Consider the following 20753-nt stretch of genomic DNA (forward strand, 5'->3'; position numbering starts at 1 on the left):
ACCATGGAGCAGTACGAACTCGACGCCGTCAAGCGGATCACGACGCGGCCGCCGCGCGGCTACCGGACCCTGGCGGTGCGGGGCCTGACGCCGGTGATCGGCGCCGAGGTCACCGGCCTCGACCTGACGCGGGAACTGACCGAGGACCAGCTCACCGAGCTGAAGACCGCGTTCCTGGACCACCACGTGCTGGTGTTCCGCGATCAGGACATCTCGGTGGAGGACCACAAGCGCCTCGCCGCGAGCTTCGGGGAGCTGCGCCCGGTCAACCCGCCGCCCGAGCACGGCGACCCGTACATCCTCGAAGTCGCGACCGCGCCGGAGTCGGCCACCGTGTTCGGCAACGGCTGGCACGCCGACGGCACCGCCGACGCCGAGCCGTCGCTGGGCTCGATGCTCCACATCACGCGGATGCCCGAACCGGGCAGCGGCGGTGACACGCTCTTCGCGAACATGCACCTCGCGTACGACATGCTGTCGCCGAAGCTGAAGGAACTGCTGGCCGGGCTGACCGCGATCCACGACGGCGCGCACGCCTTCCGCGGCCACAAGATCCCGGACGGGTACGAGCCGCCGGTCACCGAGCACCCGGTGGTCGTGCGGCACCCGGAAACCGACCGGCCGCTGCTGTACGTCAACCCGGCCTACACCTCGCGCATCCCGCAGCTGTCGGCCGACGAAAGCCAGGCGGTGCTCGACCTGCTGTTCTCGGTCGTGCCGAACCGGCCGATGCTCGCGTGCCGCGTGCGGTGGGAGCCGGACACGCTGGTGTTCTGGGACAACCGCTGCGTCCAGCACCACGCGACGTACGACTACTACCCGCACACCCGCTTCGGCCACCGCGTCGCGATCAACGGCGGCCCGCTCAAAGGCTGACAGGAGCACTGCACCATGCCCGAACCCGTGGTGGACGTCCGCGATCCGGCCGTCCTCGCCGACCCGATGCGCGGGTACGACCGCGTCCTCGCCGGGTCCCCGGTCTGCTGGGCCCGGCTGCCGGGCGGCGGGGAAGGCTGGCTGGTCACCGGCAGCGCCGAAGTCCGCGCCGTCCTGTCGGACCCCGCCGTGCGCAACGATCCCACCGGCCTGCCGGGGCCGGGCGCGCAGACGCAGGAGGCGGCGTTCCTGGCGCTGGGCACGCCGCCGGAGCACCTGCCCTACCTGCGGGCGAGCCTGCTGAGCCTCGACGGCGCCGAGCACACGCGGCTGCGGCGCAGCATCAGCCACGCGTTCGGCGCGTCGCGGATCGCCACGCTGCGCCCGCGGGTGCAGCAGATCGTCGACGAGCTGCTCGACGGTTTGGGCGAGAAGGCGAACCTGCTCGACGAGTACGCATACCCGCTGGCCATGGCGGTGGTGTGCGAACTGGTCGGGGTGCCCGAAGCGGACTGGGCGGACTGGTGGCATTGGGGCAAGGTGCTGGTCGACGGCGACCCGGCACGGATCACGCCGACGCTCGGCGAGATGTTCGCCTACTGCCACGCCCTGGTGGACCGCCGCCGCGCCGAACCCCGGGAAGACCTGCTCAGCGAGGTCGTCGCCCAGGACGACCTGACCGACGTCGACGCGGTGGCGCTGGTGGTGTTCCTGGTGCTCGCCGGGCACGAGACGATGGCGAACATGCTGGCCAACGCGGCGTTCGCGTTGATGCGCGACCCGGCGCAGCGGGAGCTGCTGCGCGCCGAGCCGCAGCTGTGGCCGGCGGCGGTGCGCGAGCTGGTCCGCACGGACGGCCCGGTCCAGCTGGCCAGGATCCGGTACGCGGCAACGGACCTGGTGGTCGGCGGGGTGCGGATCCGCGCGGGCGACGCGGTGCAGGCGGTCCTGGGCGCGGCCAACCGCGACCCGGCCCGGTTCGCGTGCCCGCACACGGCGAACGTGCGACGGCAGGCCGAGCACGGCGGCCGGGAGGGCAGCGTGGGATTCGGCTGGGGACCACACTTCTGCTTGGGCGTCGCGCTGGCGAAGCTGGAGGCGGAGGTCGCGCTGCGGACGTTGTTCGAGCGCTTCCCGGCGGTGGAGCCGGTGGGCGAGGCCGCGTGGGTGCCGTTGCCCCGGGCCCGGCACCGGGTCGCCTTGGAGGTGCGGCTGCGGTGAACACACCCGTCCCCGATGTCTCGGTCATCCTGCCCTGCGCCGGGCTGGGCACCCGGTTCGGAGCGCCGTACGCGAAGGAACTGCACTGCCTCGCCCCCGGGGTTACCGTGCTGGACCGCAGCCTGGAGGCCGTGGTGGAGCTGGTGAAGAGCGGGCTCAGCGTGCGCGTGGTCGTCGTGTTCGGCCCGCACAAGCTGGACACGGTGAAGTACCTGGCGCGCTACACCGGGACCTTCCAGCTGGTCTTCGTCTACCAGGACGACGTGGCCGAACCGGGCCTCGACGGGGCGATCCGGTGCGCCCTGCCGCTGACCCGGGGACCGGTGGCGCTCGTCCTCCCCGACATCGTCGTCAGCGATGGGGAAAGCCTGCTCTCCGCGCTGCGAGAAGCGGACGTCGTGGGCTGGAGCGTGGTGGCCGCCGAAGAGCGGGATCCCGGCGTGCTGCGGCAGATGGGCGCGCTGGTGGTGGCCGGCGGGGACGGCGGGGCCGGCGGGGCCGGCGGGGCCGGCGGGGACGGCGCTGTGACCGTCGAGGCCGCCGCGGAAAAGCCGGCCGACCCCGCGGGCTTCAACGCGCTCTGGGGCATGGTGGCGGTCGCCGAGGACCAGGCCCACCGGCTGCCGGACGTGGCGCGGCGGGACGCGGACAGCCCGCTGGCCGGCGCCCGCGCCGTGATGGTGGCGCAGATCGTCAACTACAACACCACCGAGGGATGAGCATGCTCGACGACGTGATGGCGGCGCTGGACACCGTCCTGCCCCGGCTCGCCGCGGTCACCGGCACGCCCGGCGTCGCCGTCGCGGTGGCGACGAGCGACGACCTCCGGACGGCCGCGACCGGGTTCGCGGACCTCGCCGCGCGCACGCCGATGACCGCCGAGACCGTCGCACCGGCGGGCTCGCTCACCAAACCCGTCACCGGCCTGGCGTTCCTGCAGCTCGTCGAGGCGGGCATGGCCGGGCTGGACACGCCGGTCGACCAGGTGCTGCCCGCGGGACTGCGCGGTCCCGGCGCGGCGCCCGCCACCACCGCCATGCTGGCCGCCCACCAGGGCGGCTACTCCGGCGACATCGTCACCGCGGTCGCGCCCGCGGCGCCGGCCGAGCCGATCCTCGACTACGTCCGGCGGCGGCACGAGACCGGCCGCGCCGTCGAATACGGCGGAGTGCGGCCGCTGGTGACGGCTCCGGGGTCCTACTCCTACTCCAGCTTCGGTGTCGGGGTGCTCGGCGGCGTGGTCGAGCACCTGACCGGCGAGCCGTACGGGGCCCGCGTCGGCCGGGAAGTGTTCGCGCCGGCCGGGATGGCGGGCACGAGCATCGACGACGGCACGGGGAACGCCGGTGGCGCCACCGGTTACGCCGCGTTCGGCGACTGGTGCCTGCCGAGCCCGCCCCTGCGGACCGCGGCCTACCCGGGCGTCGGGATGCGCACCAGCGCCGCGGATTTCGCCCGGCTGCTGCAATCCCTGCTGCGCACCGCGCGCGGTGCGCGCGGCCTGGTCGGGCCGGGTTCGCTCGCGGCGATGGTGACCCCGCGGGTGGCGCGCCCGAGCCCGCACGGCGTCCGCTCGTTCTCCGGCCTGACCCTCGAACTCGCCGATCCGGAGCTGGGCGAGGACTGGTGGTGGGGACACACCGCGGCCTTCCCGTGGGGCTTCTGGTGGGAAGCGCGGGTCTGGCCGCACCGCGACCTGGCCGCGGTGGCCGTGGGCAACCGGTGGGACATGGCCAGGTTCCACAACCCCGCGACCCGCAGCGCGCCGGGGCTGGCCGTGGAGTGGGCGGGCCGCTGGGCGGTGTCCGGCTCGCCGGCGAAGCTCCCGGACATGGACGGGCGGCCCCGGTGGACCGGTCCCCGGCCCACGCCGGAAAGCTCGCACTGGATGGGCGTCCTGGTGGGCGAACGGACCCACGGACTGCTCGGCGTGCCCGGCCCGCTGCCGGTCACGACGCTGACCGGGGGCGCACGTTTCCTCGGCGGCGGCGACGCGGACGGCTGGGACCCGGCCGCGTTCGAGCGTGGCGTGGAACAGGCACGCGCGGTGGCGCCGGACCCGGCCGCGCTCGGGGTGCTGGGCCGGGAGCTGGGCCCGGCCGCGGCGCTGTGGATGCTGGAGTGCGGGGCGTCGAGCGCCGACGTCACGATGCCGGTCGGCTTCTACGCCGGAGCATCGCGGTGACGGGAGTGCTGCTGTCGACGTACGGGACGCGGGGCGACGTCGAACCGCTGGTGGCCCTCGCGGTCGAACTCCAGGCCCTCGGCGCGGACGTGCGGATGTGCACCCCGCCGGACGAAGAGTTCACGGACCGGCTGGCCGGTCTCGGGATCGAGCCGGTGCCGGCCGGGCCACCGGTGCGGGCGCTGATGCGGGCGGCGGCTCCCCCGACGGCGGCGGAACTGACCCGGTACCGGACCGAGCTGCTCGAAACGCAGTTCGCCGTCCTCCCCGCGGCGGCCGAGGGGTGCGCCGCGGTGGTGGCCGCCGGCTTGGCCCAGGTCGCCGCGCGGTCGGTGGCCGAGGCCGCGGGCCTCCGCTACGTCTACGTGACCTATGCGGCGGTCAACCTGCCGTCGCCGCACCACGCGCCGCCTCCGCGGCCGGGCTGGCCGGAGCCGTCGGGAGTGGCCAACGAGACGCGGTGGGAGCAGGACGCCCAGCGGGTGAACGCGCAGTTCCGCGAGCCGCTCAACGCCCACCGGGCCGCGCTCGGCCTGCCGCCGGTGGCCAACGTGCGCGACCACGTCTACTCCCCGCGGCCGTGGCTGGCCGCGGACCCGGTGCTGGGGCCGTGGCCGGACACCCCCGGTCTCGAAGTGGTCCAGACCGGCGCGTGGACCCAGCCGGACGAGCGGCCGCTGCCGGCCGAGCTGACGGCGTTCCTGGCGGACGGCCCGCCGCCGGTCTACGTGGGTTTCGGCAGCATCGGCCCGGCGCCGGACATCGCCCGCTGGTCGGTCGAGGCGAGCCGCGCCCGCGGGCACCGGGTGCTCGTTTCCCGCGGCTGGGCCGGCCTGGCCGTGGACGACTGCTTCGCCATCGGCGACGTCAGCCACCAGCGCCTGTTCGGCCGGCTGGCCGCGGTGGTCCACCACGGCGGCGCGGGCACGACGCAGACCGCCGCCCGGGCGGGCGTGCCGCAGGTGGTGGTCCCCATCCGGGTGGCGGACAACCCGTACTGGGCCGGCCAGGTGGCCGCCCACGAGGTCGGCGCGGCCCTCGACGGCCCGACGGCGACGTACGAGGCTTTGACCGCGGCCTTCGAAACGGCACTGGCCCCGGAAACCCGGGCGCGCGCGAAGGCGCTGGCCGCGAAGATCCGCGCCGACGGGGCGAAGACGGCCGCCCGCCTGCTGCTCGACGAGCTCCGCTGAGCCCGGCCGGGTGCCGCCGATCGGGTGACATCCGGATCCGGGCCGCAACCGGTCCGGCGGGTCCGGAGTGGACGGTACGCCCTGCCACCGACGCCAGGAGGAACCGTGCCGAACCACCGACTGCCCACCCTCGCCGGAGCGATGCTGCTGGCCGCTTTCGGCACCGTCGCCGTGGCCCCGGCCGCGTCGGCGCACGACGCCTACGCCGAGGTGGTCAACTGCAGCTACCAGGGCGCGATCCGCTGCGGCTACGGAGGCGTGACCAACGGCCACACCCGGGTGTACGCCTGCGACACCTTCGGCGACAGCTACGGTTTCCGCACGGAGTGGCGGACCCGCAGCGGCGGCGGTGGCGGTGTGGACGACGCCAACGGCAGCAGCTCCGGCTGCAGCGCCAAGATCCCGGGCACCTCCGCCAACCCGGTGACCATTTTCCGCGTCTGCCAGAAGACACCCAACTGGCAGTGCTCGCCCTGGCAGAACGCCTGAACCCCGGCGGTCACCGGGCCAGGCGCCCGGGATCGCCCGACTCGGGACGGCGCGCGAGCCACGCTTCGGTGATGTGGTCGAACATCGCCTTGGCCGCGCCGTCCTGGTCACGGGCCGCGATCCGTTCGTAGACGCGGCGGTGGCCCTTGTTCGACTCCACGCAGAGAGCGCGCTCGATCCGGCCCACGTAGCGGGCGGTGTTGATGACCTGGCTCTCCAGCGCGCGCACCACACCGCGGGCGAGGCGGTTGCCCGAGACCTGCATGATCGTGTCGTGGAACGCGATGTCCCGCTCGCGGTAGGCGACGGGATCGCCGACCAGCTCGTCCATCGCGTCCACCAGCGCACCGAGCCGGCCGACGACGTCCGGGCCGGCGGTCCGGGCGGCGACCAGCGCCATGTCCGCTTCGAGCAGCCGGCGCGTCACCACCAGGTCGTCCAGGACGGCCGAAGTCTCGTCCTCCGCGATCACCGCGGCCAGCACGAGCTCGTCGAGCATGTTCCACATCGACGACGGGTTCACCACCGTGCCCGCGCCCTGGCGGACCTGGACCAGGCCCTTCGCCTGCAGCAGCTTCACCGCCTCGCGGACCACGGTCCGGCTCACCGAGAAGCTCTCGCACAGCACCGGTTCCGGGGGCAACGACGTGCCGGGTGCGTGCACCCCGCGCACCACGCGTTCCACCAGTTCGGCGGTGACCGCGCTTGCCAGGTTCGCCGGGCGGCGCACCCACTCGGGGGCGGCGGGCTGCCGGTCTGATGCCGTCATCGTTCCTCCGGTCACACTGCGCCGACCAACGTGCCGACCAACGTCGAACGCACGCATGAAGCTTACACAGCGCCAGCGTTGACGTCATACGTCATACGAGTTACGTTTTTGCGCACTGTGCCGGGCCACTCCCCGTCCGGCCACCGTCTGGAGAAGTGAGCAGCGATGAAGCAGCGCACACTATTCTCGGCCGCCCTGACCGTGGCACTGGCGTTGACCGCGGGCTGCGGCAGCGCCGCCGGCCCGGCCACCCCGTCCGGTGACGCGAGCGGCAAGCTCGTGGTCTGGGACTGGAAGTCCGGCGACGCCAAGGCCGCGGGGTACGTCGCGAAGGCCAAGGCCGAATTCGCCAAGCAGCACCCCGGCGTCACCGTCGAGTTCGTGGCCCAGCCCTACGACCAGTACTACACCCTGCTGGGCGCGGCGATCCAATCCGGCCGGGGGCCGGACGTCATGCTCTTCAACGGTGGCGGCCAGATCCGCGACCGGGTGGGCGACCTCGTGCCGCTGGACCCCTACGTCGCCGACGACCGGTCGCGCCTCAGCGGCTGGGACGCGTTCAGCCGCGACGGGAAGGTCTACGCCGAGCCGGTCACCCTCCAGGGACACCCCTTCTACTACGACAAGGCGCTGTACGAGCGGGCCGGGCTGAACCCGCAGGCGCCGCCCCGCACGTGGGACGAGTTCGTCCGCGGCTGCGGCACCATCTCCGCCAAGACCGGTGCGAAGTGCCTTGCCCTCGGCAACAAGGAAGGCGCCGGGATCCAGTTCTTCCTGTCGGCACTGGGTTCGGCGAGCCTGACGCCCCAGGAGTACACCGACTGGATCGACGGCAAGCGCAACTGGGCTTCGCCGGACGTCAAACGGATCTTCGAGCTCTGGAAGCAGGTCAACGACGCCGGGCTCAACACCGAAGGCCCCAACTCCACCGCGATGTTCAACGACGCGTTCGCGCTCTTCCAGTCCGGCAAGGCCGCGAACGTCATCGGCCTGATGTCCGACGTCGGGCACTGGAAGGACTTCGCCGAGTTCCTCGGCGCGGACAAGGTCGGCGTGATGACCGCGCCGCAGGTCAACCCGGCCGCCACCCCGAGCCTCCCCTACGACGGCGGCATCGGCTACGCGGTCGCGAAGGGGACGAAGGATCCCAAGCTCGCGGCGGACCTGGTCCGGTCGCTCAGCTCCACCGACGCCTTGAAGGCCTTCTACGCCGACGGTGGCGCGATCGCCGCCGACACGGCGATCGACGTCTCGGCGGGCGGACCGGCCGTCGCGACGATCGTCTCGGAGGTCAAGAACGGCAAGCCGGCGCTCCACGTCGCCCTCTCCTCGAAGACGCTCGATCTGATGGGGCGGCTTTCGCAGCAGCTGCTGAGCGGGTCGATCGGCGTCGACGAGGTGCTGCAGCAGCTGGCCGCGTCGGACCGGGGCTGATGGGCGTGACCGGGTACTCCCCCGCTCCGGTGGACCGGACCCCGGCCCGGCCCACCGGCGGACCCGCGCCGGCCCGGCGTGCCCCCCGCGGAACGCGGCTCGAGCGCTTTGCGCCGCTCGTCCTCGTCGCCCCGGCCGTGCTGATCGTGCTCCTGCTGCGGCTGTGGCCGCTGCTGCTCGGCGTCAACTTCTCCTTCACCGGGGACGGCGCCCGCAACGGCACGTCCGTCGGCTTCGACAACTACGTGACGCTGTTCGGCGATCCGCTGTTCCGCACCGCACTGCGCAACGTCGGGCTGCTCGTCCTCCTGCTGCCGATCGCCGTCGCCATCCCCGGCCTGCTCGCCACCTTCATCCACCTCAAGGTGCCGGGGCACCGGGTCTACCGCGGCGTCTACTTCTTCCCCGCCGTGCTGTCCCCGGTGATCGTCGGGGCGATCTTCAACCTGCTGCTGGCCTTCGACGGGCCGGTCAACGCCTTGCTGGGCCTGGCAGGCCTCGGCTCGGTGGACTGGCTCGGGAATCCCGACGTGGCGATCTTCGCCGTCGTCGGGGTGCACGTCTGGGCGACGTTCGGCATGGCGCTGGTCGTCTTCCTCGCCGGCTTCTCCACTTTGGACTCCTCGCTGCTGGACGCGGCCAAAGTGGACGGTGCGTCGCTGCTGCAGACCATCCGGCACGTGATCGTCCCCGGCTTGTCCCGCACCATCCAGTTCGTGTTCGTCACCACGATGATCGGGATGCTGACCTCGATGTTCGGCCTGCTGTACGTGATGACCGCCGGTGGCCCGGCCGGCTCCACCTACCTGCCCGAGTACTACGTCTGGTTCCAGCAGGGCCACCTGAACTCCCCCGCGCTCGCCTCCGCGGCGTCCACGGTGCTGTTCCTGATCATGCTCGTGGTCGGGCTGGCCCAGATCGGCATCCTGCGACGCGCCGGAAAGGAGGACTGATGTCCGGTTCCCGGCTCACGAAGTGGCTGGCCGCGATCCCCATGGCCGCGCTCGCCCTGGCGACGATCTACCCACTGGTGTTCACGGCGAACGTCGCCATGAAGGACCGCCGCGAATACACCCTCGACCGGTTCTCCCCCGCCGGTTCGCTCCACTGGGACAACCTCGCCCGAGCGTGGACGAGCGTCGGGATGTCGCGGTACTTCCTCAACTCGGTCGTCGTCGTGGTGTGCTCGGTCGTGGTGCTGCTGCTGCTCGGGTCGATGGCGGGCTTCGCGCTCGGCCGCCTGCGCTTCCGCGGGTCGTCGGCGGTCTACCTGGGCATCCTCGCCGCGTTGTTCGTGCCGTTCCAGGTGATCATGGTCCCGCTCGCGCGGATCATGGCGGACGCGGGACTCGTCGACACGTACCCGGGGCTGGTGCTCGCCTACGTGGCGCAGTTCCTGCCGTTCACGGTGTTCCTGATGACCAGCTTCTACTCGGCCGTACCACCGGAGATCGTCGACGCCGCCCGCGTCGACGGCAGCACCGTCTACGGCGTCTACTGGCGGATCATGCTGCCACTGGGTGCCCCGGCCCTGCTGTCGGTCGGGGTGCTCAACGCGCTGTTCTGCTGGAACGACGTCCTGATTTCGCTGCTGCTGATGCCGTCCGCGGAGCACCGCACGCTCATGGTCGGGGTGACCGCGCTGCGCGGGCAGTACTCCGCCGACATCCCCACGTTCGCCTCCGGCGTGCTGATCGCGGCGGTGCCGGTGCTGCTCGTCTACCTGTTCCTGCAACGCCAGATCGCCGACGGGGTCACCGCCGGGTCCACGAAGGGTTGACATGCGCATCACTGGCTTCCGGGCCCTCACGACCGTCCAGGACTGGGGCCGCCCGATCGGCGACGCCAACGGCGTCCACGCCGGCGGCGTCGTCCGGACGCCGATCGTCGTCGTCGAGACCGACGAAGGCGTCACCGGCGTCGGCCTCGGTTCACACGTGCAGGCGGAGACCGTCTTCGCCGCGATCGAAGGCGAAGACCCGCGCGGGGTGACCGCCCTCTACGACCGGATGCTGCGGCAGACGTTCAAGGCGGGGCACGCCGGCGCGGTGTTCGGCACCATCGGCGCGTTCGACACGGCGTTGTGGGACATCAAGGCGCAGCTGGCGGGCGAACCGCTCTGGCGGCTGCTCGGCGGGCGGGACCGCCGCGTGCCCGCCTACGCCTCGGGTCTCGACATCGCCTTGGACGACGGCGAGCTGGCCGCGCTGTACCGGACCTACGCCGGCCACGGGCTGCGCGCGGCGAAGCTCAAGGGCGGCTTGGACATCGACCGCGACCGGCGCCGCCTCGGGCTGGTCCGCGACGTCCTCGCCGAGGCCGGCGCCACCCGCCCGGGCCTGATGCTGGACGTCAACGAGAACTGGACGCGCAAGCAGGCCGTCCGGCACGTCGCCGAGCTCGAGCGGACCTTCGACCTGACCTGGATCGAGGAACCCGTGCGACGCTGGGACGTGGACGGCCACGCGGCCGTCGGCCGCGGTGTCCGCGCCTCGGTCGCCACCGGCGAGAACCTCACGGGCCTGGAGCAGCACCGGCCCCTGATCGCGGCCGGCGCGGTCGACGTCGTCCAGACGGCCGTGGGCTGGGGCATCACCCACTTCCTGCGGGTCGCCGCCTTCGCCCACGCCCACGACCTGCCGATCAGCCCGATCGGGACGACCCCGGTCGGGCTGGTGCACGCGGCGACCGCGGTGCCCAACCACCTGGTGACCGAGCTCCAGGACCTCCGGCCCCCGGTGGGCGTGTCCGTGGGCCACGAAATCGGCGACGGCGCCTTCATCCTCGGCGACTGCCCCGGCCTGGGCATCGTCCTCGACGAAGCGGCCATCGCGGCCGCCGGCCACCGCGTCCCCGACCCGTCGTCCGGCGGTTCGCACATCCGGCCGGACCGCGCCGGCTACCACCTGCTCCCGGCGGCCGGCAACGGCGACCGCGCGACGGTGGAGGCCTGAGGCCCCGTGAGCGGAAGGTCGACACGCGTGTCTGAAGGGTCGACACGCGTGATGGGCAGGCCGACACGGGGGTCGGCCGCCGTGTCGACCCTCGAATCACGTGTGTCGGCTCGGGAATCACGCGTGTCGGCCCTTCCGGGCCGCGCGGCTCAGCCGACCGGGAACTTCACGGCGGTGAGTTCCTCCGAAACCGCCCAGAGCCGCCGCTGGATCGCGACGTCGTAGGACTGCGGGGTGGACGTCACCACCTGCGGGCGCCCGCGGTAACCACCCGGGCCGGCGGGGCCGTAGTACTGGCCGCCGAGGGCGGCGGGGTCGGTGGCGGCACGCAGGATCGGCAGGGCGCCGCGCTCCGAGCTGTGGGTGAACAGCGGGGCCACCACGGGGAAGAACGCGCGGAGCGCCGCCGGGGAGTTGCGCATCAGCTCCGTGCGGGCCACGCCGGGGTGCGCCGCGATCGACGTCGTCGTGCCGTGTGCGGCGAGGCGGCGCTGCAGTTCGTAGGCGAACATCAGGTTGGCGAGCTTGGCCTGCCCGTAGGCCGCGACGCGGTCGTAGGAGTTTTCCCACTGCAGGTCGTCGAAGTGGATGCTCGCGCGGATGCGGTGGGCGAGGCTGGCGACCGTGACGACCCGGGAGCCCTCGACCGGCAGCAGCAGGTCCAGCAGCAGGCCGGTGAAGGCGAAGTGCCCGAGGTGGTTCGTGCCGAACTGCAGCTCGAACCCGTCCCGGGTGGTCTGGCGCGGCGGGTACATGACGCCGGCGTTGTTGATCAGCAGGTCGATCTTCGGCAGCGTGGCGCGCAGGTCGGCCGCGGCGGCCCGGACGGACTCCAGCGACGCCAGGTCCAGCTCCTGCACGGTGACGTCGGCGTGCGCGCCGAGCCGCGCGGCCGCCTGCTTGCCCTTCGCCACGTCGCGGACGGCGAGCACCACCGTCGCGCCGCGCTCGGCCAGCACCTTCGCCGTGTCGAACCCGAGGCCGGTGTTGGCGCCGGTGACCACGGCCACGCGGCCGTGCTGACTCGGGACTTCGCGTCCGGTCCAGTTCTCGCTCATGGCAGTCCTCCTGGGTTCACGGCCCGTTCGGACCGGTGGTCTGTTATGTCCCCGACATTAAGGAACCGTCGGTCTGTTGTCAAGAGACTGCCGGTCTCCAATCTCGCGCCCCGGGCGTTACGCTGGGCCCATGACGTTCCAGCGGGCGCGTAGCGCGGAGCAGCGGGAGGAGCGGCGCCGCACGATCCTCGACACGGCGCGGAAGATGCTCGACGAGATGCCGGTGGCCGAGGTCAGCCTCAACGAGCTCAGCCGCCGGGTCGGCCTGGCCAAGTCGAACGTCCTGCGCTACTTCGAATCCCGCGAGGCCGTGCTGCTGGAACTGCTGGACGGCGCGTTGCGGGAGTGGCTGGCCGAGGTGGACGGCGAAGTGGCCGCGGGCGTCGATCCGGACCGCCCGGCGCCGGCGCGGGCCGAGGCCTTCGCGGCGGTGGTCGCCGGCTCGCTGGCCCGGCGCACGGTGTTGTGCGACCTCATCGGCGCGCAGGCGGGCGTCCTCGAGCACAACGTGTCCACCGACCTCGTGGTGCGCTTCAAGCGATCCGCCCTCGGCGGGCTGGACACGATGGCCGACCTGCTCCGCCGTTCCGTACCCGAAGTGGGCGGCGAAGCGAGGCCGGTGTGCCTGCTGGCCATGGTCCTGGCCGGCGGGTTGTGGACCCACTGCCGCCCGTCCCCCAGCGCCGGCGCGGCGTACGAAGCGGACCCGGCGCTGGCCGTGCTCCGCCTGGAACTGGCCCCGGCCCTGGCGAACGGGCTGGCCCTGTTGATCGCGGGTGCCATGGCCCGCAACGGCTGAGCGACCGGGAAACACCGGGCCGGCGCGATCGGCCGTGTCGTCACAAATGCCGTGAAGGCCGCGCAACCGCGGGTGGTAGACCACGAACCACCCGCGCCGCACCGATTTCCACCCGGCGGCGCCCTGCCCGGCAAAGGAGTTCCGCCATGTTCGTGCGTCGCTGCCTCGGAGCGCTCGGCGCCCTCGCCGCCGCCGCCGTCGGCTCGGCCGTCGCCGTCCCCGCCGTCGCGGACGCCGCCGATTCCTGCACCGCCTACGGCAACCGGGCCGTCCTCGGCGGGTACGAGCAGAGCTTGACCTGCACCGGCAGCTCCTTCCGCGTGGTGACCGGCCTGGGCACGACCCTGACCGACGCCTTCGCCGAAGCCACCGCACTGGTGCAGGACCCGGCCATCGCCGCGCTGAAGTGCAGTTCCGTCAACGGCAGCAGCACCGTGCTGGGCGGTTTTGGCGTGACACTGCAGTGCAACACCCCCGCCGGCCTCACCTTCCGGCAGGGCCTGGGCACCACCCTCACCGACGCCGCCCGCGAAGCACACGCCCTCGCGCAGGTCTATGCGGCAACCGGGCAGCTGTGCTCCGACTACGCCTCGAACCCGGTCACCGGCGGGTTCAGCGTGGCGCTGCAGTGCCACGCGCCGTCCGGCCTCTACTACGTCACCGGGACGGGCACGAAGCTCACCGACGCCGCCGCGGCGGCCCGGGCGCTGATCCACGGCTGAGGCGTCACATCCGCTTGGCGAGATCGCCCGCGACCTCGATGGCGATCTCACGCGCCCGGACGGCGAGGGGGGACTCGGTGCGCCCGGCCGGCCAGTGCAGGGACAGCTCGCGGGTGGGCGACGGCTTCAGCGGGTGCAGGGCGAGCTGGTCGTCCGACCAGGCGTCCTGCCCGTGCAGGGCCAGCCACGGCAGCACCGCCCAGCCGATGCCCGCCCGGACCATCGACAGGATGGTTTCGTGGCCCGTCGTGCGGAACACGAACCGCGGCTGCGCGCCGGCGCGGGCGAGCGTCCGCTCCAGCCACCGCTGGTGGTGGGTGGGCGGCCAGGCCACCATCGGCACCCCGTCGAGCTGCTTCACCCGCACCGGGCCGGCCGGCACCGCGCCGGCGCCCGTCACCAGGAGGTAGGGCTCGTCGAGCAGGGTGACCCGCTCGACGTCGCCGTCCACCGGGCCGTCGTGGAACAGCAGGTCGAACTCCCCGATCCGCGGGTCCTCCGGCGTCACGTCGGCCAGCCTGATGTCGCAGCCGGGGTGCTCGTCCAGCAGCCGTCGGATGACGGACGGCAGGATCAGGTTCGACACGCTCTGGAAGGTGCCGATGTCGATGCGGCCGTGGCCCGCCCGGAACCGGTCGACGGCGTCGGTCAGGGTCTCCGCCTTCGCCAGCAGCTCGCGGCCGTGGGCCAGGACCACCTCGCCGAGCCGCGTGATCCGGACCGGTCTCGGCCCGCCGGGCCGGTCGAAGACCGGGCCGCCGACGGCCTTCTCCAGCGCGGCGATCTGCTGGCTCACCGAGGACTGGGTGTAGCCGAGCCGCGCCGCCGCTTGCCCGAACGTGCCTTCGTCGGCGATGGCGGCCATGGTCCTCAGGTGCCGCAGCTCGAAGTCGGCCATAACTTCCTAACATAGCTTCTGGCGATCGATTCGATCGGAATTCATCGCTTTTCGTGATGTCTTCGCGGATCTAGCGTGATTTCCATGACGACCACGAGCACGATCGAACCGGCAACCCGGCCGCGGCTGCCCCACCTCGTCTGGGCCCTCGCGGCCACGCACTTCGTCGGCCGGGCCGGCGGGGTGGTGCGGTCGTTCCTGGTGCTCTACCTGACGCAGGCGCAGCACCTCTCCCCGGCGACCGCGGGCACCGTGGTCGCGGCGGTCGGGCTGGGCGACGTCGGATCCCAGCTGCTCGGCGGCTGGCTGGGCGACCGGATCGGCAGGCGCAACACGATGCTGGCCGGGTTCGTGGGTGCCGCCGCGGCGCTCACCGCGCTCGGCTCGGCGGATTCGCTGGCCGGGATCTGGGTGGCCGCCGTCGCCGTCGGGCTGACGATCGAGCTGTTCCGCCCGGCCGGATCGGCCGCGGTGGCCGATCTTCCCCCGCAGCAGCGGATCCGCGCGTTCGGGCTGCTCTACTGGGCGGCCAACCTCGGCTTTTCGGTCGCCACCGTGGCCGCCGGGATCCTGGCCAAGCACGGGTACGGGCTCCTGTTCTGGGTGAACGTGCTCGCCTCGCTGGCCGCGGCGGTGCTCGTCTGGCGCCAGGTGCCGGAAACCCGGCCGGTGGCCTCGGCCCGGACGCGGCGGGCGTTGCTGCCCGTGGTGCTGCGCGACCGGCTGATGCTCGCGATGACGGCACTGCACGTCGGGTACTTCACGCTGTTCCTGCAGACGTTCACGACGTTGCCGCTGCTGATGGCGGCCGGCGGGCTCGGGCCCGCGACGTACGGCGCGGTGCTGGCGCTCAACGGGATCGCCGTCGTGGCCCTCCAGCCCGTGGCGGTCCGGCTGCTCGCCGGCCGGGCCGCGCACGCGGTGTCGGCCGCCTCGATGCTGCTGGTCGGGCTCGGCGCCGGGCTCGGCGCGGTGAGCCACGGCACCGCCGGTTTCGCCGGATCGGTGCTGATCTGGACGCTCGGCCAGATCGGGATCGCCGTCCGGTTCGGCGACACCTTCGCCGTTCTCGCCCCGGCCGAGCTGCGCGGCGGATACCTGGGCCTCGCCTCGGCCACCTGGAGCGTCGGCGCGGTGCTCGGCCCGCTGGCCGGGACCGCACTGCTCGAACTGGCCGGCCCGACCGTGCTCGGGGTGACCTGCGCGGCCGGCGGGCTCGCCCTGTTCGCCGCTCAGCGCGCACTCGGACCGGCCCTGCGCCGCCGCACCGCCGCACCCGAAGCGGGCACTTTCCCGTGAAAGTGCCCGCCACGGCGGCGGCGACGTCGGCTGGTCCTGGCACCTGGTCGCCGCCGAGCTGCGCTCCTCGAGAGCTACCGGTGACTCAGAAGCCGGGGAACACCCGGCGCAGCTCGTCGAGCGTGACGCCGCCCTCGACCGCGACGCCCTGGTCGTACGGCGCCTTGAGCCGGCCGCTGATCAGCCGGATGAACGCTTCCGCCGGTCCGGTGAACGTCGCGGACGGCGACTCGAGGTGGTCCACCACGGTGACCGCGTCGTCGATCACCAGCGCGGCGCCGGGGACCGCGACGGACACCGGCTTCGCGAGCTCGGCCGGCTTCGCGAGGAAGCTCAGCATGAACCCGACGGGCCCGGTCAGCAGGTCGACCAGCACGTCGGCCGAGCCGGCGTCCACGCGAGCGTCCGCGTCGAAGGCCACGCGCACGTCCCACGAGTGGTTGGCCACTTCGCTCAGCCGCATGCCCAGTGCGGTCACCAGCGGGACCGGCTCCGGCAGGAACCCGAGGTCGACGGTCAGCGAGGAACGCTGCCCGGGCGAGAGCGCCTCGACCGTTTCGAGCCAGCGGGCGTTGTGCTCCAGGAAGCCCTCGGCCTGCGCGCGCGGCGCGGAGGCGTCCCAGCGGGCCCAGATCGTCTGGTTCTCTTCGGCCGCCACGGTCTCGCCGGCGGCCCGCGCGATCGGCGCGCGGCCGATCTCGGCACCGCTGCCGAGGTGGGAAAGGGCCTGGGCGACGGTCCATTCCGCGGCGCCGCTGGGCGCGGCGAGCTGGTCGTCGGTGAGGCCGCGGACGAGGCCGGCGAGCGTGTCGTGCTCGGAACGGAGGGCGGTGATCGTGCGGTCCACGAGTTGACTCATGCCACGCACAACTCCCCCGGCGGCGCAGGTGTTCCGCGCTTGCTAGGTTGCCCCGGTGAGTCTCCTCGACGACGTGGCCGAACGCGACGGCTGGCGATGCTGGGTGTGCGACGAGCCGGTCGACCCGGACATGTCGGTGAACGACCCGCGGGGGCCGAGCGTCGACAGCCGGACCGCGGACCGGAAGGCCAAGATCGCGGAGCGGCTCGCCCACCGCGGCTGCAACACCCGCAAGGGCGCGGTCAAGGTGGTCATCGCCTGGCCGGACCGCCTGCACGTGGCCGACCCCGCGCCGCTCATCACCGTCGCCGGACGGCTGGAGCGCAAGGGCGGCCGCGAGCTGGTGGCCCGGTGCCCGACCGAGCAGGACGCCCGGGAAGCCGCGGATTGGCTGGTGGACCGGTTTTCCCGGCTGGTGCCGGGGCTGCCGGTGACCGCCGGCGTCGAAGCGGGTGGCGGCCAGTTCCTCGTCGTCCTGGCCACCGGACGCCGCTGACCCGAGCGGTGGACCCGGCGGCGGGCAGCGTGGTAGAAGTAGAACCTGTTTCACTTCTGACCGCCGGTACCGGGAGGTGCGCGGATGAGCGTCCCGACGGTGACCGAGCTGCTGCTGGCCCGCGCCGGCGACGAGCGTCCGGGACTGCGGTTCGAAGACGAAACGTGGTCGTGGGCGGAGCACGTCCGCACCTCCGCGCGCTGGGCGGCGGGCCTCCGTGAAACGTTGCGCGGGGACGAACCACCCCATGTCGGCGTCCTGGCCGACAACGTCCCGGCGTTCTCCGTGCTCCTGGGCGCCTGCGCGTTCGCCGGGGCGGTGCTGGTCGGGCTGAACCCCACCCGGCGCGGTGCCGCACTCGCGCGGGACATCCGGCTCGCCGACTGCCGGTTCGTGCTCACCGAACGGAAGTACCGGCCCCTGCTGGCGGGACTGGACCTCGGCGGGATCGCCGTGCGGGACCTGGACTCGTGGGCGCCGTCGAACGACCCGATCGATCCCGTTCCCGCGTCCGCGGACGACCTGCTGATGCTGATCTTCACCTCCGGCACCAGCGGCGACCCGAAGGCCGTGCGCTGCACCCACGGCAAGATCGCCTTCCCCGGCACGATGCTCGCCCAGCGCTTCGGTCTGTCCACAGCGGACACCGTCTACGTCACGATGCCGCTGTTCCACTCCAACGCCGTCATGGCCGGCTGGGCCGTCGGGCTCGCGGCCGGCGCGGCCATCGCCCTGCGCCGCCGGTTCTCCGCCTCCGGCTTCCTGCCCGACGTGCGGAAGTTCGGCGCCACCTACGCCAATTACGTGGGCAAGCCACTGTCCTATGTGGTCGCCACGCCGGCGCGGCCCGACGACGCGGACAACACCCTGCGCCTGGTCTACGGGAACGAAGGGGCGAGCGCCGACCTGACGGCGTTCGAGAAACGCTTCGGCTGCAAGGTCGTCGACGCGTTCGGCTCCACCGAGGGCGGCGTGGGGTTCGCCCGCACCGGCGACACACCACCCGGCTCACTGGGCCGTCCGGCCGGCGACGTGGCCATTCTGCACCCGGACACCGGCCGCCCGTGCCCGCCGGCCGAGTTCGACGACGGCGGCCACCTGGTCAACGCCGCGGAAGCCGTCGGCGAACTGGTCAACACCGCGGGTGCCGGCTGGTTCGCCGGCTACTACCGCGACCCCGACGCCGACGCCGAACGCCTGCGTGACGGCCGGTTCCACACCGGCGACCTCGCCTACGCCGACGCCGACGGCTTCTGCTACTTCGCCGGGCGGCTCGGCGACTGGCTCCGCGTCGACGGCGAAAACCTCGGCACCGCGCCGATCGAGCGCATCCTGCTGCGGCACCCCGCGATCACCGACGCCGCCGTCTACGCCGTGCCCGACCCGGTGACCGGCGACCAGGTGATGGCCGCGATCGTCACCGACGGCACCCCCCTGGATCCCGCCGGCTTCGGCCGGTTCCTCGCCGGGCAGCCCGACCTCGGGCCCAAGCAGGTGCCCCGGTACGTGCGCACGGTCCGGGAGCTCCCGCGGACGTCGACGTTCAAGGTCCTCAAGCGGCAGCTCTCCAGCGAGGGGTTGAACTGCGCCGATGTGGTCTGGGAGCGGGCGGGGAAGGACATCGCCTACACCACGGCGGGGTCACGCCTTCGCGCCACGAAGACGTGACCCCGGCGGCGGCTCAGCAGGGGCCGATGGAGGAAGCCTGGTCGTTCGGGTCCTTGCCGACGTAGCTCGAGGCCGTCCCGGCGCTCATCAGCGTGGCGTCGCGGCCGACGTAACCCTCGTGCCAGTACCAGCAGTACACCTGGCCGGTGTTGTTGACCCACGAGCTCAGCTGGTCGGACCAGGTTCCGTTGTTGTTGTTGTGCTTCGAGCTGCGGCACCCCGGGCAGGCGTGGTTGCGCAGGTCCGGGTAGGCCTCGCCGGCCGGGATGACCAGCACGGTGCCCCCGAAGTTCTTGTGTTCGTAGAGGCAGACCGAACCCGCCGGGCAGGACGCGAGCGCGGCGGCGGGCAACTCGGCCGTCGCCGCGGGCTGGGCCGTGGCGATACCGGTGATCGTCAGGAAGAAGGTGGCTCCGATGGCCGCGAGCGCGGCAAAACGGGATCGAAATCTCGGCATCTGCTCTGACTCCCTTTCCATGGGCGGCAATGCAGGCGAGCGTAGCCATCGCACCCCGGAAAATCGTTGTCACACCGCGCAAATCCGTCTCCCCTGCCGACCACCCCGTTGACACGAAGTGCAATCAGTCCCACGCACCGGCCAGCAGCCGGGCGACGGCCGCGGTGAGGATGCGGATGCCCTTCGTCGAAGCGGGGTCGATGCCGGTCACCTCCCGCACCCGCCGGAGGCGGTAGTCGAGGGTCCGGGGATGGATGTGCAGGGTGACGGCGGCCCGGAGCCGGTTCATGTCGTTGCGGTAGTAGCCGTCGAGCGTCTTCACCAGGTCCGGGCCGTTGGCGAGCTGCCGCGCCACGTCGCGGAGCCACCGGTCCACCTCGGGCACCCGCATGACGCCGAGCTCGACGAAAACGTCCCCGATCCCCGGCAGCGCCTCCGGAATCCGCTGCACCGGTGCGGCTTCGGCCACCCGGCAGGCCATGGCCACCGTCTCGGACAGCCGGCTCGCCGGGCCGGTCGCGACGCCGACGCGGCAGCGCGCCTCCACCGTCTCGGCGATGTCGCGCACCACGGGGAGCGTGTCGTCCGGCGGCGTGTCCCGCGCGGGACACGCGGGCAGGAGCACGAGGAGCTCGTCCGGCCGCCGCCAGGCGATCGGCACGGGGTGCAGTTTGAACACCGCCTCGACGAGGTCGTCGGTGACTTCGGCACGGCCCGGCGGCGGACCGGGAAACCGCAGCACCACCGCGGTGCAGTGCTCGTGCAGGCAGACACCGAGGTCACGGGCGAGGCCGGGAGCCGACAGATCGCCGGCCAGCAGGAGGTCGACGAGGTCGTGCAGCCGCTTGCGCACCGAGAACCGGAGCCGTTGCGCGGCCAGGTACCCGTCGAGGTAGCGGCCGCTCCCCCGGGCGCCCTGCTCGCCGAACCAGGCGGTGAACTGCAGCAGTTCGGCCAGGTCGTCCCCTTCGGCCACCTCGTTGATCTCGCGCAGCATCAGGGTGGCGTGCAAGGCGAGGACACGTTGCGCCGCCCCGGTGGAAAACCCGTCCTCGGCCCGTTTGCGGCCGATGTCGCCGATGAAGGACAGGTCTTCGTCGGAGAGCCGGCGGTTTTCGGAGACCAGTTCGACCGTGTGGCGGCGGAACCACACCGCGTAGTCCAGCGTCTCCGCCCGGGACCGCGGATCGCCGGCGCGGAGCCGGTATTCCGGGAGTTCGCGTTCGTAGGCTTCCAGCTCGGCACGCGCGTTGGCGTCGGCACGTTTCCCCAGTTCGGCCAGCAGGCTCCTCATCGATCCGTCCTCCCCGTCGAAGCGATCGGAGCGGTTCGATCGGGCTGAGCGACATCGGCTCAACGCGCACGATCCCCCGGGT

General features: G+C 72.7%; 21 protein-coding genes. 15 read left to right on the forward strand and 6 right to left on the reverse strand.

What is annotated here, in order from left to right; genetic code table 11:
• Window positions 1-3 precede the first annotated feature (3 nt).
• The 6 genes from ACLJQE_RS33045 to ACLJQE_RS33070 all read left to right on the forward strand — a co-directional run bounded on the left by ACLJQE_RS33045 (window position 4) and on the right by ACLJQE_RS33070 (window position 5964).
• The gene (locus ACLJQE_RS33045; protein WP_410643451.1) at window positions 4-876 is read left to right on the forward strand and encodes a TauD/TfdA dioxygenase family protein; all 873 of its coding nucleotides are present in this window, start codon (window positions 4-6) and stop codon (window positions 874-876) included.
• 15 nt (window positions 877-891) lie between these two features.
• Window positions 892-2097 (forward strand): cytochrome P450 family protein, encoded by a 1206-nt coding sequence (locus ACLJQE_RS33050; RefSeq protein WP_410643452.1) that lies wholly within the window; start codon window positions 892-894, stop codon window positions 2095-2097.
• Complete coding sequence (locus tag ACLJQE_RS33055) at window positions 2094-2816, forward strand: hypothetical protein (protein WP_410643453.1); 723 nt, start codon at window positions 2094-2096, stop codon at window positions 2814-2816. Before ACLJQE_RS33050 ends, ACLJQE_RS33055 begins: the two co-directional genes overlap by 4 nt.
• 2 nt (window positions 2817-2818) lie before the next feature.
• Window positions 2819-4282, forward strand: a complete 1464-nt coding sequence (locus ACLJQE_RS33060; RefSeq protein WP_410643578.1) for a serine hydrolase domain-containing protein — start codon at window positions 2819-2821, stop codon at window positions 4280-4282.
• Window positions 4279-5475, forward strand: coding sequence for a glycosyltransferase (locus ACLJQE_RS33065; RefSeq protein ID WP_410643454.1), 1197 nt, complete (start codon window positions 4279-4281; stop codon window positions 5473-5475). Before ACLJQE_RS33060 ends, ACLJQE_RS33065 begins: the two co-directional genes overlap by 4 nt.
• Window positions 5476-5580: 105 nt before the next feature.
• Complete coding sequence (locus tag ACLJQE_RS33070) at window positions 5581-5964, forward strand: hypothetical protein (protein ID WP_410643455.1); 384 nt, start codon at window positions 5581-5583, stop codon at window positions 5962-5964.
• A 10-nt stretch (window positions 5965-5974) separates the two neighbouring features.
• On the opposite strand, the gene ACLJQE_RS33075 is transcribed toward ACLJQE_RS33070, so the two are convergent.
• Window positions 5975-6733, reverse strand: coding sequence for a FadR/GntR family transcriptional regulator (locus tag ACLJQE_RS33075; protein ID WP_410643456.1), 759 nt, complete (start codon window positions 6731-6733; stop codon window positions 5975-5977).
• 165 nt (window positions 6734-6898) lie between these two features.
• Here ACLJQE_RS33075 and ACLJQE_RS33080 point away from each other — a divergent pair, with 165 nt between their 5' ends.
• The 4 genes from ACLJQE_RS33080 to ACLJQE_RS33095 are packed head-to-tail and all read left to right on the forward strand — an operon-like array spanning window position 6899 to window position 11121.
• The gene (locus tag ACLJQE_RS33080) at window positions 6899-8167 is read left to right on the forward strand and encodes an ABC transporter substrate-binding protein (RefSeq protein WP_410643457.1); all 1269 of its coding nucleotides are present in this window, start codon (window positions 6899-6901) and stop codon (window positions 8165-8167) included.
• The gene (locus tag ACLJQE_RS33085) at window positions 8167-9120 is read left to right on the forward strand and encodes a carbohydrate ABC transporter permease (RefSeq protein WP_410643458.1); all 954 of its coding nucleotides are present in this window, start codon (window positions 8167-8169) and stop codon (window positions 9118-9120) included. The genes ACLJQE_RS33080 and ACLJQE_RS33085 overlap by 1 nt, the downstream gene beginning before the upstream one ends.
• The gene (locus ACLJQE_RS33090; protein ID WP_410643459.1) at window positions 9120-9947 is read left to right on the forward strand and encodes a carbohydrate ABC transporter permease; all 828 of its coding nucleotides are present in this window, start codon (window positions 9120-9122) and stop codon (window positions 9945-9947) included. Before ACLJQE_RS33085 ends, ACLJQE_RS33090 begins: the two co-directional genes overlap by 1 nt.
• A 1-nt stretch (window position 9948) precedes the next feature.
• Window positions 9949-11121 (forward strand): mandelate racemase/muconate lactonizing enzyme family protein, encoded by a 1173-nt coding sequence (locus tag ACLJQE_RS33095; protein ID WP_410643460.1) that lies wholly within the window; start codon window positions 9949-9951, stop codon window positions 11119-11121.
• A gap of 149 nt (window positions 11122-11270) precedes the next feature.
• Here ACLJQE_RS33095 and ACLJQE_RS33100 read toward each other — a convergent pair whose 3' ends face one another.
• On the reverse strand, window positions 11271-12179 hold the full coding sequence (locus tag ACLJQE_RS33100) for an SDR family NAD(P)-dependent oxidoreductase (protein ID WP_410643461.1): 909 nt from the start codon (window positions 12177-12179) through the stop codon (window positions 11271-11273).
• A 130-nt stretch (window positions 12180-12309) separates the two neighbouring features.
• On the opposite strand from ACLJQE_RS33100, the gene ACLJQE_RS33105 reads away from it, so the two are divergent.
• A complete protein-coding gene (locus ACLJQE_RS33105; protein ID WP_410643462.1) occupies window positions 12310-12978 on the forward strand; it encodes a TetR/AcrR family transcriptional regulator in 669 nt (222 codons plus the stop codon).
• A 146-nt stretch (window positions 12979-13124) separates the two neighbouring features.
• Window positions 13125-13700 carry a hypothetical protein gene (locus ACLJQE_RS33110; protein WP_410643463.1) on the forward strand — a complete coding sequence of 192 codons (576 nt, stop codon included), beginning with the start codon at window positions 13125-13127 and terminating at the stop codon, window positions 13698-13700.
• Between the two features lie 4 nt (window positions 13701-13704).
• Here ACLJQE_RS33110 and ACLJQE_RS33115 read toward each other — a convergent pair whose 3' ends face one another.
• A complete protein-coding gene (locus ACLJQE_RS33115) occupies window positions 13705-14598 on the reverse strand; it encodes a LysR family transcriptional regulator (RefSeq protein WP_410643464.1) in 894 nt (297 codons plus the stop codon).
• 84 nt (window positions 14599-14682) lie between these two features.
• Here ACLJQE_RS33115 and ACLJQE_RS33120 point away from each other — a divergent pair, with 84 nt between their 5' ends.
• The gene (locus ACLJQE_RS33120; protein WP_410643465.1) at window positions 14683-15897 is read left to right on the forward strand and encodes an MFS transporter; all 1215 of its coding nucleotides are present in this window, start codon (window positions 14683-14685) and stop codon (window positions 15895-15897) included.
• An 85-nt stretch (window positions 15898-15982) separates the two neighbouring features.
• Here the strand turns inward: ACLJQE_RS33120 and ACLJQE_RS33125 are convergent, their stop codons facing one another.
• Window positions 15983-16756: a maleylpyruvate isomerase family mycothiol-dependent enzyme gene (locus ACLJQE_RS33125; protein WP_410643466.1), complete on the reverse strand. Its 774-nt coding sequence runs from the start codon at window positions 16754-16756 to the stop codon at window positions 15983-15985.
• A 55-nt stretch (window positions 16757-16811) separates the two neighbouring features.
• Here ACLJQE_RS33125 and ACLJQE_RS33130 point away from each other — a divergent pair, with 55 nt between their 5' ends.
• Both ACLJQE_RS33130 and ACLJQE_RS33135 read left to right on the forward strand, forming a co-directional pair.
• Window positions 16812-17252 (forward strand): hypothetical protein, encoded by a 441-nt coding sequence (locus tag ACLJQE_RS33130; protein ID WP_410643467.1) that lies wholly within the window; start codon window positions 16812-16814, stop codon window positions 17250-17252.
• 84 nt (window positions 17253-17336) lie between these two features.
• Window positions 17337-18920, forward strand: a complete 1584-nt coding sequence (locus ACLJQE_RS33135; RefSeq protein WP_410643468.1) for a long-chain-fatty-acid--CoA ligase — start codon at window positions 17337-17339, stop codon at window positions 18918-18920.
• A gap of 13 nt (window positions 18921-18933) precedes the next feature.
• On the opposite strand, the gene ACLJQE_RS33140 is transcribed toward ACLJQE_RS33135, so the two are convergent.
• On the reverse strand, window positions 18934-19377 hold the full coding sequence (locus tag ACLJQE_RS33140; RefSeq protein WP_410643469.1) for a peptidase inhibitor family I36 protein: 444 nt from the start codon (window positions 19375-19377) through the stop codon (window positions 18934-18936).
• A 124-nt stretch (window positions 19378-19501) separates the two neighbouring features.
• Window positions 19502-20671: a PucR family transcriptional regulator gene (locus tag ACLJQE_RS33145; protein WP_410643470.1), complete on the reverse strand. Its 1170-nt coding sequence runs from the start codon at window positions 20669-20671 to the stop codon at window positions 19502-19504.
• Between the last annotated feature and the right edge of the window lie 82 nt (window positions 20672-20753).

The organism is Amycolatopsis sp. lyj-346 (assembly GCF_046548975.1).
Taxonomy (GTDB): Bacteria; Actinomycetota; Actinomycetes; order Mycobacteriales; family Pseudonocardiaceae; genus Amycolatopsis.